Below are 12,989 nucleotides of genomic sequence, written 5' to 3'. Positions count from 1 at the left end.
CGCCGACGGTCATGCGCGTCGAGGGCGGCCCGCCTCCGGGAGGTCACAGCGCGGGCGGCCCGCCCCCTGGCGGCGGAATGCGGATGCAGTCTGGCGGCGGGCGCAACCGCGGCGGCGGCATGATGCCGGGCCAGGGGCGCTTCAACGTCTCGCTCTATCACACCTATCGCATCCAGGATGAGATCACGATCCGCGACGGCCTGCCGGTGCTCGATCTGCTGGACGGCGCCGCCATCGGCGCGCGCGGCGGCCAGTCCCGCAATGAAGTCCAGCTGCAGATGGGCGCCTTCAAGAGCGGCATGGGCGGCTTCCTGAACGCCAACTGGAAAGAGTCCACGCGGATCAACGGCGGCTCGTCGCCCGACGACGACCTGAGCTTCTCGGACCTGACGACGGTGAACCTGAACCTGTTCGCCGACCTGTCATCGCGGGAGAGCCTGGTCTCGCGCTACCCGTGGCTGAAGGGCGCCCGCGTCAGCGTCGGCGTCGAGAACATCTTCGACCAGCGCCTGAAGGTCCGCGACGGCCTGGGTGAGACGCCCCTGTCCTATCAGCCCGACTACCTCGACCCGCTGGGCCGCACGTTCCGCATCAGCCTGCGGAAGATCTTGTACTGATCGGCCGCACCACCGCCACTAACGAAGGAAGGGCGGCTTAACTGGCCCCCTCCGCCGTCATCCTCGGACTTGATCCGAGGATCGAGGGGACCGGCGCGCTCTTCCTGTCCGCCGTCACGCAGACGGGTGGCCCGATCCTCGGATCAAGTCCGAGGATAACGACGAAGAAGGCATCAAAAAAAGGCCCGGTCGCGAGACCGGGCCTTTGGCCTACATCGGTTTACAAAACCGGAGCTCAGTGCGCCTCTTTCGGCGTTTCCATCAGCTCGATCAGAACCCCGCCCATCTCCTTGGGATGCAGGAAGACCACCGGCGTCCCGTGCGCCCCGATGCGGGGCTCGCCCGTGCCGAGGATGGTCACGCCCTTGGCGCGCATCTCTGCAATGGCGGCATGGATATCGACCACCTCGAAGCAGACGTGGTGCTGTCCGCCCTTGGGGTTCTTGGCCAGAAAGCCGGTGATCGGACTGGTCTCGTCGAACGGCTCGATCAGCTCGATCTGGGCCGTCGGCGTGTCGATGAAGCAGACCTTTACCCCCTGCGCGGGCAGGTCGAACGGCTCTCCGATCTTCGTCGCGCCCAGCACGTCGCGATACAGTTTGATCGACTCGGCGATGGAGGGCGTAGCGACGCCCACGTGGTTCAGATTGCCGATCACTTCTTCGTCTCCACAGGCGCGGGCTGAGCATAGCCCAGACGCTGGTTCAGCTTTTCGATCAGGTCGGCCGCCGTCTCGGCGATCACGGAGCCGGGCGGATAGACGGCCGCCGCGCCCATATCGAGCAGGGGCTGCACGTCCGACGGCGGAATGACCCCGCCGACCACGATCATGATGTCCTCGCGCCCCAACTTCGCCAGTTCGGCCTTCAGCTCGGGAACCAACGTCAGATGCCCCGCCGCCAGCGACGAGGCGCCGACCGCATGAACGTTCTTCTCGACCGCATCCTTGGCCGCCTCGGCCGGGGTCTGGAACAGCGCCCCTGCCGTCACGTCGAAGCCGATATCGCCGTATCCGGTGGCGACCACCTTCTGACCCCGGTCATGGCCGTCCTGCCCCAGCTTGGCGATCAGGATGCGCGGCGGGCCGCCGTCGTTCTCGACGAAGGCGGCGACCATTTCGCGGGCGCGGGCGACCTTGGGATCGTTCCCTGCCTCTTTCGCATAGACGCCCGAGACCGTCTTCACCGTGGCGATGTGGCGGCCGAAGGCGGCCTCCAGCGCGTCGGAGATTTCGCCGACGGTGGCCTTGGCGCGGGCCGCCCGCACCGCCAGTTCCATCAGGTTCTCATTGCCGCGCGCGCCCTCGGTCAGGGCGTTCAGCGCGGCTTGCGTCGCCGGCTCGTCCCGCTCGGCCTTCAGGCGTTGCAGCTTTTCGATCTGGCGGGCGCGCACCTCGGCGTTGTCGACCTTCAGCATCGGAATGTCGTCGACCACGGGGTTCAGATATTTGTTCACGCCCACGACCGTCTGCTGGCCCGTGTCGATGCGGGCCTGCGTCTTGGCGGCGGACTCTTCGATGCGCAGCTTGGGAATGCCCGCCTCGATGGCCTTGGCCATGCCGCCGTAGGCCTCGACCTCCTCCATCAGGGCGCGGGCCTTGGTCGCCAGCTCCTGCGTCAAGCGCTCGACGTAGAAGCTGCCCCCCCAGGGGTCGATGACGCGCGTCAGGCCCGTCTCGGCCTGCGCCAAAATCTGGGTGTTGCGCGCGATCCGGGCCGAGAAGTCGGTCGGCAGGGCCAGCGCCTCGTCCAGGGCGTTGGTGTGCAGGCTCTGCGTCTGGCCGCCCGCCGCCGCCATGCATTCGACCATGGTGCGCGGCACATTGTTGAACACGTCCTGCGCCGCCAGCGACCAGCCCGAAGTCTGGCAGTGGGTCCGCAAGCTGAGGGACTTCGGATTGACGCCGCCTTCGCGCTTGACCGCCTCGGCCCACAACAGGCGGCCGGCGCGCATCTTGGCCACTTCCATGAAGTAGTTCATGCCAATGGCCCAGAAGAAGCTGAGACGCGGCGCGAACCGGTCGATCTCCATGCCCGCCGCCTTGCCCGCGCGCAGGTATTCGATCCCGTCCGACAGAGTGTAGGCCAGCTCGATATCCGCCGACGCCCCCGCCTCCTGCATGTGATAGCCGGAGATGGAGATGGAGTTGAACTTGGGCGTTTCCTTCGCCGTCCACTCGAAGATGTCGGCGATGATCCGCATCGAGGGCGCGGGCGGATAGATGTAGGTGTTGCGGACCATGAACTCCTTCAGAATGTCGTTCTGAATGGTCCCGGTCAGCTTGGCGTGATCGACGCCCTGCTCCTCGCCCGCCACGACGTAGAGCGCCAGGATCGGCAGCACCGCCCCGTTCATCGTCATGGACACCGACATCTGGTCCAGCGGAATGCCGTCGAACAGGGTCCGCATGTCCAGAATGGAGTCGATGGCCACGCCCGCCATGCCGACGTCGCCCTTCACCCGCGGATGGTCGCTGTCATAGCCCCGGTGGGTGGCCAGATCGAAGGCGACCGACAGGCCCTTCTGACCGGCGGCCAGGTTGCGGCGATAGAAGGCGTTGGACTCCTCGGCGGTCGAGAAGCCCGCATATTGGCGAATGGTCCAGGGCGCGCCCGCATACATGGTCGGATAGGGCCCGCGCACGAAGGGAGCGAAGCCCGGCAGGCCGTGGATGAAGTCCAGCCCGTCCAGCGCATCCGGCCCATAAGCCGTCTCGACCGTCAGCCCCTCGGGCGTGGTCCAGGCCGCGCGGTCCGGCCCGGCGCCGGTGGCGTCGAGGTCGAGGGCGACCTTGGAGAAATCAGGAAAGCTCATTGGGCGGCCTCCTCGAAGGCGGCGGCGAAGCGGACAGGCGCCAGCGCCTCGAACGTCCCGACAGCGGCGGTCGCGACGGGCGCGGGCGTCACCGGCGCGGAACGCACGTCCGGGTCGACGAATTTGGTGACGCCGACGATCTGGGCGGCGCCGTCCTTGAAGGCCTTCTCAGCCATGTCGCGCGCGCGGGCGATGCGAGGCTGGATCACTCCGCCTTCCAGACAGGCGATGACGCCGCCTTCGGCCTCATAGATCTGGAACTCGGCCCAGGCGGCCTGCGCCAATTCGCGGGTGCGCGCGTCCAGATACCAGGAGCCGCTGGCCGGATCGTCCACGCGGCCCAGGTTGGACTCTTCCATCAGGATCAGTTGGGTGTTGCGCGCCTGACGCCTGGCGAAGTCGTCCGGCAGGCCCGCCGCGCGGGTGAAGCCGTCCAGCACCACCGCATCAGCCCCGCCCACGGCCCCGGCGAACCCGGCGGCGGTCAGGCGCAGCATGTTCGGCCACGGATCACGCGCCGACAGCATCCGCCGCGACGAGCGCGCCTCGATGATCGCCGGAATCTCGGCGCCGAACGCTCTGGAGACGCTGGCCCAGATCAGACGCAGGGCGCGAATCTTGGCCAGAGAGTCGAAATAGGTCTGGTCCACGGCGACGCTCAGCACGACGCCCTTCAGCGCTGCCTCGACGGACAGGCCCGCCGCCACAGCCGCCTTCACATAGGCCACGGCCGAGGACGCGGCGAAGGCCAGTTCCTGCGCGATGGAACCGCCCGCCTCATGCGCCACGCGGCCCGAGGCCATGAACAGCGTCGCCTCGGGATAGGTCGCGGCATGGGTCGCCGCCGCCTTGGCCGTCTCGGACATAAGGGCTGCGAAACCGCCCGGCGCCCCGCCCGCCTCGGCCCAGGCCGAGATCGGATCGAGGTGGAAGGCCAGCTTGGCGCGAGGCGATCCCTTGGCGGCCGCCGACAGGGCCTCGGCCGCCTTCACGCCGTCGAACCCGGCGTCCAGCGCCACCGGCGCCAGCTCCAGCGCCACCCCGTCCAGCGCGCGCGCCAGCTTCACAGCGTCCGACGTCATCGGGCCGGCGATCAGGACGGAGGCCGCCCCGTTCTCCAGATCGGTCAGGACGGCGCGGTTCAGGGCGTCCGCGTCCTCGCCCTCGTTCAGCGCCCGCACGTCCCACGCCCGGCCTTCGGAATCCGAGGGCCGGGGCGCGAATACAGGCTCGCCCCCATTCGCCGTCCCATACAGCGGCTTCGTCGCCAGTTGGTCCGCATCCAGGTGGATGAGGCTCTCCAGCGGACGCTCCTTCAGCGCCTTGACGGCGGCCTCGCGCCACTCCAGCGGGGTCGGGACGGCGAACTCGGTCATTTACTCGAACTCCACCAGCACGTCGTCGGCGGCGACCGGATCGCCGGCCTTGGCCTTGACCGCCTTCACCTTGCCGTCGCGCTCGGCCTTGAGGATGTTCTGCATCTTCATGGCTTCGATGATGGCCACGGTCTCGCCGGACTTGACCTCCTGGCCCGGGGTCACGGGGATGTCGACCACCAGACCCGGCATCGGCGACAGCACCAGCTTGGACGTGTCCGCCGCCTGCTTCTCGGGCAGCAGGGCGTAGAGGTGCGCCACGTCAGGACGCAGCACGCGCACCCGCGCCCGCGCCGCGCGGTGGCGGATGTCGAAGCCGTCGGCGGCGCGCTTCACCTCGGCGGTGAAGGCGTCGTCGTCCAGCACCGCCTTGAACAGCGACAGGCCCGGACGCCAGTCGATCTCGGACAGGGAGAGTTCCTCGCCATCGATGGCGACGATCAGGTCTTCGGCCTCGTCATAGCCGACCTCGACCTCATAGGCCGCCTTGTCGATCAGGACGGTCCAGTCGGTGCGCTCGCTGGGGTCGCCGTCCTGTTCGGCGATGACCTCATTCATGGCCACGGCCGAGGCGATCAGGATCTTCACCTGCTCGGGCGTCAGCGCCAGACCGTGGAAGCCGTCGGGGAACTCGTCCTTGATGTAGCTGGTCGACAGTTCGCCGGACTGGAAGCGTTCCTGATCCATCACCGCCGCCAGGAAGGGCACATTGTGGCCCAGACCCGCCAGATGCGTGTCCTCCAGCGCGCGAGCCATGCCGCGTACGGCGTCGTCGCGCGTCTCGCCCCATGCGCACAGCTTGGCGATCATGGGGTCGTAGAACATGCTGATCTCGTCGCCCTCGCGGACGCCGGAATCGTTGCGGACCGTATAGTCGCCCTGATCGCCCTCTTCCGGCTGCTCGTAGCGCACCAGACGGCCGATCGACGGCAGGAAGCCGCGATAGGGGTCTTCGGCGTAGATGCGGCTCTCGATGGCCCAGCCGTTGATCGACAGGTCGTCCTGCTTGATCGCCAACTGCTCGCCCCAGGCCGAACGGATCATCTGCTCGACCAGATCGACGCCGGTGATCAGCTCCGTCACCGGATGCTCGACCTGCAGACGGGTGTTCATCTCCAGGAAGAAGAAGCTCTTGTCCTGACCGGCGACGAACTCGACCGTGCCCGCCGAGTCATAGTTCACCGCCTTGGCCAGGGCGACGGCCTGCGCCCCCATGGCGGCGCGGGTGGCCTCGTCCAGCAGGGGCGACGGCGCCTCTTCGATGACCTTTTGGTTGCGGCGCTGGATCGAGCATTCACGCTCGAACAGGTGGATGACGTTGCCGTGCTTGTCGCCCAGCACCTGAATCTCGATGTGGCGCGGATCGACGATGAACTTCTCGAGGAAGACGCGGTCGTCGCCGAAGGCGTTCAGCGCCTCGGCCTTCACGGCGGCGAAGCCCTCGGCCATGTCGTCGTCGGAATGGGCGACGCGGATGCCCTTGCCCCCGCCCCCGGCCGAAGCCTTGATCATGACCGGATAGCCGATTTCGCGCGCGATCTTCACCGCCTCGTCCGGCGTTTCGATCAAGCCCATGTGGCCCGGCACGGTCGAAACGCCCGCCTCGGCGGCGAACTTCTTGGACGTGATCTTGTCGCCCATGGCGTCGATCGCCTCCGGGTTCGGCCCGATGAAGGCGATGCCCTCGGCCTTCAGACGCCGCGCAAACCCGGCGTTCTCCGACAGGAAGCCGAAGCCGGGGTGCACGGCCTGCGCCCCCGTCTGCTTCACGGCGTCCACGACCTTGTCCTGGATCAGATAGGACTGTGCGGCGGGCGACGGGCCGATGTGCACCGTCTCGTCCGCCATCTCGCAGGCCAGCGACCCGGCGTCGGCGTCGGAGTAGACGACCACTGTCTTGATGCCCATGCGACGGCAGGTCTTGATGACGCGAACAGCAATCTCGCCCCGGTTGGCGATGAGGATTTTGGAGAACATAGCAGCCCCTATCGGCTCAAGAACATTTGTTCGGGCTGCAATGTGAAGTCCCACTTCACATGCCCAATTTTATCATCTCGCGACGTCACTTCGCCTATTTTGATGAAGGTTGGCATCTCCTTCAGCCAGATGTAGGCGCTCTCAGTCGGTGTTACGGGATGATTGAGGATAGTCATATCCATTCCATCACCGTGCGCTTCAGTCGTAGAGACTATGGCTGCATGATCAGGATAGTTTGACGGACCAGGCCAGCACTGGACTCGGTCTTTTTGTCCTTCTGGAACTCCGATCGCAATCGGAAACAACCTCCCAGCCCGGACCCTAATCTCAATAACAGAGCCGCCGTTTTTTGGCGGATGCACCCGGACATGGAAGCGGTCGACTGGCGCAGGTCCAATATTGAGTCCCCGCCCCTCCGCCGCAGCTTTGACGCGTTCGACCCATTCAGGATCAGACAATGACACGGCCAACCGGGACCGAAGCGGAACCGGAAGCAAGGCACTGTCATATGTCTCGGGAAAAAGCCCGAAAATTGGAAAGCTATTCCCGCGCGCAGCCAAGGCCCGCGTCAAAGCTATTTGATATTCTTCGTGGCACGCGGGACTTAAGAAGCTCGCCTTCGTAGAATATATCGCCCAAGCGCTACAGCTGATCGGATCAGAAATAGCATCGCTAATCTGATCCCAAATATGTTTACCGGCAGATAGAGTGAACCTGTCTATTGATACAGGAACTCCAGAAGATTGGAGATGCGACACGACATAATCGACATCACCATCTTTGTTATCTTCCCATGAGTACGTGAGCCAAAGCATTTACGGCACCTACAGCGGGATGTTGTCGTGCTTCTTCCAGGGATTTTCCTGGGTCTTGTTCTTCAGCGTCTTCAGCGCCTTGATCAGGCGGCGGCGCGTGCCGTGGGGCATGATGACGTCGTCGATGTAGCCGAGACCCGCCGCGACGAAGGGGTTAGCGAAGCGTTCCTTGTATTCGGCCTCGCGCGCCGCCAGGGCCTCGGGGTCGCCGGCCTCTTTGCGGAAGATGATCTCGACCGCGCCCTTGGCGCCCATGACCGCGATCTCGGCGGTGGGCCAGGCGTAGTTGACGTCGCCGCGCAGGTGTTTGGAGCTCATGACGTCATAGGCGCCGCCATAGGCCTTGCGCGTGATGACCGTCAGCTTGGGCACGGTGGCCTCGGCATAGGCGAACAGCAGCTTGGCGCCGTGCTTGATCAGGGCGCCGTACTCCTGCTTCGTGCCCGGCATGAAGCCCGGCACGTCCACAAACGTGACCAGCGGGATGTGGAAGGCGTCGCAGAAGCGCACGAAACGCGCGGCCTTGCGGCTGGAGTCAATGTCCAGCACGCCCGCCAGCGTCTGGGGCTGGTTGCCGACGATGCCGACCGGCTGGCCGTCCAGTCGGCCGAAGCCGCAGATGATGTTCTTGGCGAAGTCCGCGCCGATCTCGAAGAAGTCGGCCTCGTCGACCGTCTTCAGGATCAGCTCCTTCATGTCATAGGGCTGGTTCGGATTGGCCGGGACCAGAGTGTCCAGCGAGGCCTCATCGCGATCCGGCTCGTCATAGGTTTCGCGAACCGGCGGCGTCTCGCGGTTCGACAGCGGCAGGAAGCCGATCAGGCGGCGCACCTCCGACAGGGCCTCCAGATCGTTCTCGAAGGCGCCGTCGGCGACCCCCGACTTGCCCGCATGGACGCGGGCGCCGCCCAGGTCTTCGTGGCTGACCACCTCGTTGGTGACCGTCTTCACCACGTCGGGGCCGGTCACATACATGTAGGAGGTGTCCTTCACCATGAAGATGAAGTCGGTGATGGCGGGCGAATAGACGTCGCCGCCCGCGCACGGGCCCATGATGACCGAGATCTGCGGGATGACGCCCGAGGCCAGGGTGTTCTGCAGGAAGATGTCGGCGTAACCGGCCAGGCTCTCCACCCCTTCCTGAATCCGCGCGCCGCCGGCGTCGAACAGGCCGATGATCGGCGCGCCCGCCGTCAGGGCCATCTTCTGGATCTTGACGATCTTGGCCGCATGGGCGCCCGACAGCGAGCCGCCGAACACGGTGAAGTCCTTCGAGAAGACATAGACCAGACGGCCGTTGATCGTGCCGCGCCCGGTGACGACGCCGTCGCCGGGGATGCGCTGATCCTGCATCCCGAAGTCGTGGCTGCGATGCTCCACGAACATGTCGGTCTCTTCGAAGGAGCCTTCGTCCAGCAGGACGCCGATGCGTTCGCGGGCGGTCAGCTTGCCCTTGGCGTGCTGGCTGGCGATGCGCTTCTCGCCCCCGCCCAGCTTGGCGGCGGCGCGACGGCGCTCGAGTTCCTCGAGGATGGCCTGGCTCATGGTTGGAGCGACTCCCTGACTTCGTTCAGGGTCCAACAAGCCGCTTGGTTGCAAAAAGGCAATCGCAACTTTGCAAAAGATGCGTAAGTGCGTAAGCCTGCCAAGGCGGACAGGCGTTTTTGCAAAGTTGCAACGCCTTCATAACGGCGCGGATCATGGCTGAGAAACTCTACCTCGGGACCAAGGTCCGCAAGCTGCGCGAGACGCGCGGCTGGACGCTGGAGCAGTGCGCCGGGCGGCTGGCGCTGTCGCCCTCCTATCTGTCGCAGATCGAGACCAACCAGCGCCCGGCCACGGCGCGGGTGCTGATCGCCCTGACGCGGGCCTTCGACGTAGACGCCAGCCTGTTCGATCTGGACGGCGACGCCCGCCTGATCGCCGACCTGCGCGAGGCGACCACCGACGTGGCGGGCCACGCCGAGGCGGCGACGGCGGGCGAACTCAAACAGGCGGCCATGAACGCGCCCCGGCTGGCGCGTCAATTCCTGGCCCTGCATCAGGACTATCGCCGTCTGGACGAGCGGTTGAAGACGCTGAACGAGACGCTGGGCCGCGACGAACACGCCGCCGACGCCGCCCCCGCCCTGCCCTATGAAGCCGTGCGCGACTTCTTCCACTATCGCGACAACTACATCGACGCGCTGGACCGGGCGGCCGAGGATCTGGCCGCGCGGCTGAACCTCGGCGACGGCGTCCATCCGGAGCGCGAGTTGGAAGCCGCCCTCAACGACCTGTGCGGCGTGCGCGTCGCTACGGGTCAGGGGCGCGGCGCCATGCGGCGCTTCGATCCCGGCGCGCGCATCCTCTATGTCGACGCCAGCCTGCCCGGCGCCACTCGCGCCTTCCAGATGGCGCACCAGTTAGTTCGCTTGCGGTTCGAAGACCTGATCGAGCACGAACTGGACCGCGCCGCCTTCGACATTCCCGCCGCGCGCGACGTGTGCCGGGTCGGTCTGGCCAACTATGCGGCGGGGGCGCTGCTGCTGCCCTATCGTGCTTTTCTGGAAGCGGCGCGGGAGTTGCGTCACGACGTTGACCGCCTGCGCAACCGCTTCCACGTCAGCTTCGAGCAGGCCTGCCACCGGTTAAGCACGCTACAGAGGCCCGGCTGGCGCGGCGTGCCCTTCTATTTCGCGCGGGTGGACATGGCCGGGAACATCACCAAGCGGCACAGCGCGACGCGCTTCCAGTTCGCCCGCTTCGGCGGCGCCTGCCCGCTGTGGAACGTGCATGAGGCGTTCAGCGCGCCGGACCGCATTCTGGTCAATCTGTCGGAGATGCCCGACGGCGCCCGCTACGTCTGCATCGCCAAGAGCGTGTCCAAGCCGGGCGGGTCATTCCTGGAGCCGGACCGGCGCTATGCGTTGGGACTGGGGTGCGAGATCGAGCACGCGGCGCAGCTGGTCTATGCGGACGGGCTGGACCTGAACGGCCCGCCGACGCGCATGGGGGTCAACTGCCGCATCTGCGAGCGGACGGACTGCACCCAGCGGGCGTTTCCGCCGATCGACCGGACGCTGGCCGTGCCGGAGAATGAGCGGGGGGTGATCCCGTATACGCTCACATAATTATTCCTTCTCCCGATGGGAGAAGGCGCCCCGAAGGGGCGGATGAGGGTTCCCGACCTCAGTCGGCGCAAGCCGTCGCAAAACGGCTGACTTCGGAACCCTCACCCTTTTGCCTTAGCCAATCGCCTTCGGCTCTTGGAGGCTCAAGCCCTCTCCCATCAGGAGAGGGTCAGGATCAGCCCATTGTCGGGATGACGAAGCTCGAGTCCGCGTGCTCCAGATCGCTGTCAGGCCAGCGGGCCGTCACGGTCTTGGTCTTGGTCCAGAAGCGGACGCCTTCCATGCCGTGCTGGTTGATGTCGCCGAAGGCCGAACGCTTCCAGCCGCCGAACGAGTGATAGGCCACCGGCACCGGGATCGGCACGTTGATGCCGACCATGCCGACGTTGACGCGGGCGGCGAAGTCGCGGGCCGCGCGGCCGTTCTGGGTGAAGATGGCGACGCCGTTGCCGTACTGGTGCTTGCTGGGCAGGCTCAGCGCCTCCTCGAAGCTGGCGGCGCGCATGATCTGCAGCACCGGGCCGAAGATCTCTTCCTTGTAGGATTCCATCTCGGGCTTGACGTGGTCGAACAGCGACGGGCCGATGAAGAAGCCCTTCTCGTGGCCCTGAAGGCTGAACTCGCGGCCGTCGACGACCAGTTCAGCGCCTTCTTCCACGCCCTTGTTGATCCAGCCCAGAACCTTGTCCTTGTGGGTCTGGGTGACGACCGGGCCATAGTGGGCCTCGGCGTCGGTCGAGACGCCGACGCGCAGGTTCGGGATTTCCGAGACCAGACGCTCGCGCAGTTCATCGGCGGTGCGCTGACCGACCGGCACCACGACCGGCAGGGCCATGCAGCGCTCGCCGGCCGAGCCGTAGGCCGCGCCGGTCAGATCCTTGATGACCTGATCCATGTCGGCGTCGGGCAGGACGATGCCGTGGTTCTTGGCCCCGCCCATGGCCTGAACGCGCTTGCCGTGGGCCGCGCCCTTCTGGAACACATAGTGGGCGATGTCGGACGAACCGACGAAGCTGACGGCGTGGATCAGCGGGTGTTCGAGGATGGAGTCGACCGCCACCTTATCGCCGTGGACGACGTTCAGCACGCCCTTGGGCGCGCCCGCCTCCATCATCAGCTCGCCCAGACGCACCGGCAGGGACGGGTCACGCTCGGACGGCTTCAGGATGAAGGTGTTGCCCGCGGCGATGGCCACGCCGAACATCCACATCGGGATCATGCCGGGGAAGTTGAACGGGGTGATGCCCGCCACCACGCCCAGCGGCTGGCGCATGGAATAGACGTCGATGCCCGGACCGGCGCCATAGGTGTATTCGCCCTTCGAGGCGTGGGGGATGCCGCAGGCGAACTCGATCACTTCCAGACCGCGCTGGATGTCGCCCTTGGAGTCGGCGATGACCTTGCCGTGCTCGCTGGACAGCAGTTCGGCCAGTTCGTTCATGTTCGCCTCGACCAGGCGCTTGAACTCGAACATGACGCGGGCGCGGCGCTGCGGGTTGGTCGCGGACCAGCCTTCGAAGGCGGCCTGCGCCGACTGGACCGCGCGATCCAGTTCCGACGGCGTCGCCAGCTGGACGCGGGCCTGAACCTCGCCGGTGTTGGGGTTGAAGACGTCGCCGAAGCGGCCCGACGCCCCATCAAAAGCCGCACCGTCGATGAAGTGGCGAATATCGCGCATTGAACGTCTCTCCCGATGATTATGGTTCTTCGTGAGCCTGCCCTAGCAGAGCGGGCCGGTCAGGCCCATTGCAATCTTGCAGGTGATGATGTGCATATCTGCATATGTTCGACTGGGATGATCTGAGGGTGTTTCTGGCGGCCGCGCGCGCCGGGTCGCTGGCCACGGCGGCGCAGCGGCTGGGCGTGGACGCGGCCACCGTCGGGCGGCGCGTGGCGCGGCTGGAGACGGCGCTGAAGTCGACCCTGCTGGTGCGCTCGGCCGCCGGGCTGCACCTGACGGCCACCGGCGCCCAGCTGCTGGAGCGGGCGCTGGACGCTGAAAGCGCGATGGAGGCCGCCGGGCGCGTCACCCAGCCCGACCTGATCGCGGGCGCCGTGCGGATCAGCGCATCCGAAGGCTTCGGCGGCGCGGTGCTGGCCCCCGCCCTGCCCGGCCTGCTGGCGGCGCATCCGGGGCTGAACGTCGAACTGGCGGCCAGCTCCGGCTTCCTGTCGCCCAGCCGCCGCGAGGTGGACATGGCCATCACCCTCAGCCCCGCTGCCGGGCCGCGTCTGATCGTCGAGCCGCTGACCACCTATCAACTGGCGCTCTACGCC

The 12,989-nt window shown here is 66.4% G+C and carries 9 protein-coding genes and 1 pseudogene (1 of these 10 running past the window's edge); 3 read left to right on the top strand and 7 right to left on the bottom strand.

Annotation, left to right across the window (positions count from 1 at the left end):
* A pseudogene (locus B2Y21_RS13490) lies at positions 1-617 on the top strand (TonB-dependent receptor); the annotation flags it as partial.
* A gap of 235 nt (positions 618-852) precedes the next feature.
* Here the strand turns inward: B2Y21_RS13490 and mce are convergent.
* The 6 genes from mce to B2Y21_RS13460 are packed head-to-tail and all read right to left on the bottom strand — an operon-like array spanning position 853 to position 9,144.
* Positions 853-1,275, bottom strand: coding sequence for a methylmalonyl-CoA epimerase (mce, locus tag B2Y21_RS13485; protein WP_292060357.1), 423 nt, complete (start codon positions 1,273-1,275; stop codon positions 853-855).
* Positions 1,272-3,431, bottom strand: coding sequence for a methylmalonyl-CoA mutase (gene scpA / locus B2Y21_RS13480; protein ID WP_292060356.1), 2,160 nt, complete (start codon positions 3,429-3,431; stop codon positions 1,272-1,274). Before scpA ends, mce begins: the two co-directional genes overlap by 4 nt.
* On the bottom strand, positions 3,428-4,807 hold the full coding sequence (locus B2Y21_RS13475; protein ID WP_292060355.1) for a methylmalonyl-CoA mutase family protein: 1,380 nt from the start codon (positions 4,805-4,807) through the stop codon (positions 3,428-3,430). Before B2Y21_RS13475 ends, scpA begins: the two co-directional genes overlap by 4 nt.
* Positions 4,808-6,784, bottom strand: coding sequence for an acetyl-CoA carboxylase biotin carboxylase subunit (locus B2Y21_RS13470; protein ID WP_292060354.1), 1,977 nt, complete (start codon positions 6,782-6,784; stop codon positions 4,808-4,810).
* 8 nt (positions 6,785-6,792) lie between these two features.
* A complete protein-coding gene (locus B2Y21_RS13465) occupies positions 6,793-7,599 on the bottom strand; it encodes a toll/interleukin-1 receptor domain-containing protein (protein ID WP_292060353.1) in 807 nt (268 codons plus the stop codon).
* 9 nt (positions 7,600-7,608) lie between these two features.
* Positions 7,609-9,144, bottom strand: coding sequence for an acyl-CoA carboxylase subunit beta (locus B2Y21_RS13460; RefSeq protein WP_024353138.1), 1,536 nt, complete (start codon positions 9,142-9,144; stop codon positions 7,609-7,611).
* Between the two features lie 155 nt (positions 9,145-9,299).
* Between B2Y21_RS13460 and B2Y21_RS13455 the strand changes: the two genes are divergently transcribed.
* The gene (locus tag B2Y21_RS13455; protein ID WP_292060352.1) at positions 9,300-10,712 is read left to right on the top strand and encodes a short-chain fatty acyl-CoA regulator family protein; all 1,413 of its coding nucleotides are present in this window, start codon (positions 9,300-9,302) and stop codon (positions 10,710-10,712) included.
* A gap of 175 nt (positions 10,713-10,887) precedes the next feature.
* On the opposite strand, the gene B2Y21_RS13450 is transcribed toward B2Y21_RS13455, so the two are convergent.
* The gene (locus B2Y21_RS13450; protein WP_292060351.1) at positions 10,888-12,390 is read right to left on the bottom strand and encodes a CoA-acylating methylmalonate-semialdehyde dehydrogenase; all 1,503 of its coding nucleotides are present in this window, start codon (positions 12,388-12,390) and stop codon (positions 10,888-10,890) included.
* A gap of 104 nt (positions 12,391-12,494) precedes the next feature.
* On the opposite strand from B2Y21_RS13450, the gene B2Y21_RS13445 reads away from it, so the two are divergent.
* Positions 12,495-12,989, top strand: the 5' portion of a protein-coding gene (locus tag B2Y21_RS13445) for a LysR family transcriptional regulator (RefSeq protein WP_292060350.1). It continues 315 nt past the right edge of the window; the window shows 495 of its 810 coding nt (coding positions 1-495); it begins with the start codon at positions 12,495-12,497; its stop codon lies beyond the right edge, outside the window.

Origin of the sequence: Brevundimonas sp. UBA5936 (genome assembly GCA_002430835.1) — a bacterium.
Classification (GTDB): Bacteria; Pseudomonadota; Alphaproteobacteria; order Caulobacterales; family Caulobacteraceae; genus Brevundimonas.
The sequence above is the reverse complement of the archived record's forward strand: the minus strand, read 5'-3'. Positions and strand labels throughout refer to the sequence as shown.

Excerpts from the sequence above, each read along its gene's own strand:
- scpA (WP_292060356.1), bottom strand. The coding sequence starts at position 3,431 with ATGAGCTTTCCTGATTTCTCCAAGGTCGCCCTCGACCTCGACGCCACC.
- B2Y21_RS13475 (WP_292060355.1), bottom strand. The coding sequence starts at position 4,807 with ATGACCGAGTTCGCCGTCCCGACCCCGCTGGAGTGGCGCGAGGCCGCC.
- B2Y21_RS13470 (WP_292060354.1), bottom strand. The coding sequence starts at position 6,784 with ATGTTCTCCAAAATCCTCATCGCCAACCGGGGCGAGATTGCTGTTCGC.
- B2Y21_RS13465 (WP_292060353.1), bottom strand. The coding sequence starts at position 7,599 with ATGCTTTGGCTCACGTACTCATGGGAAGATAACAAAGATGGTGATGTC.
- B2Y21_RS13460 (WP_024353138.1), bottom strand. The coding sequence starts at position 9,144 with ATGAGCCAGGCCATCCTCGAGGAACTCGAGCGCCGTCGCGCCGCCGCC.
- B2Y21_RS13455 (WP_292060352.1), top strand. The coding sequence starts at position 9,300 with ATGGCTGAGAAACTCTACCTCGGGACCAAGGTCCGCAAGCTGCGCGAG.
- B2Y21_RS13450 (WP_292060351.1), bottom strand. The coding sequence starts at position 12,390 with ATGCGCGATATTCGCCACTTCATCGACGGTGCGGCTTTTGATGGGGCG.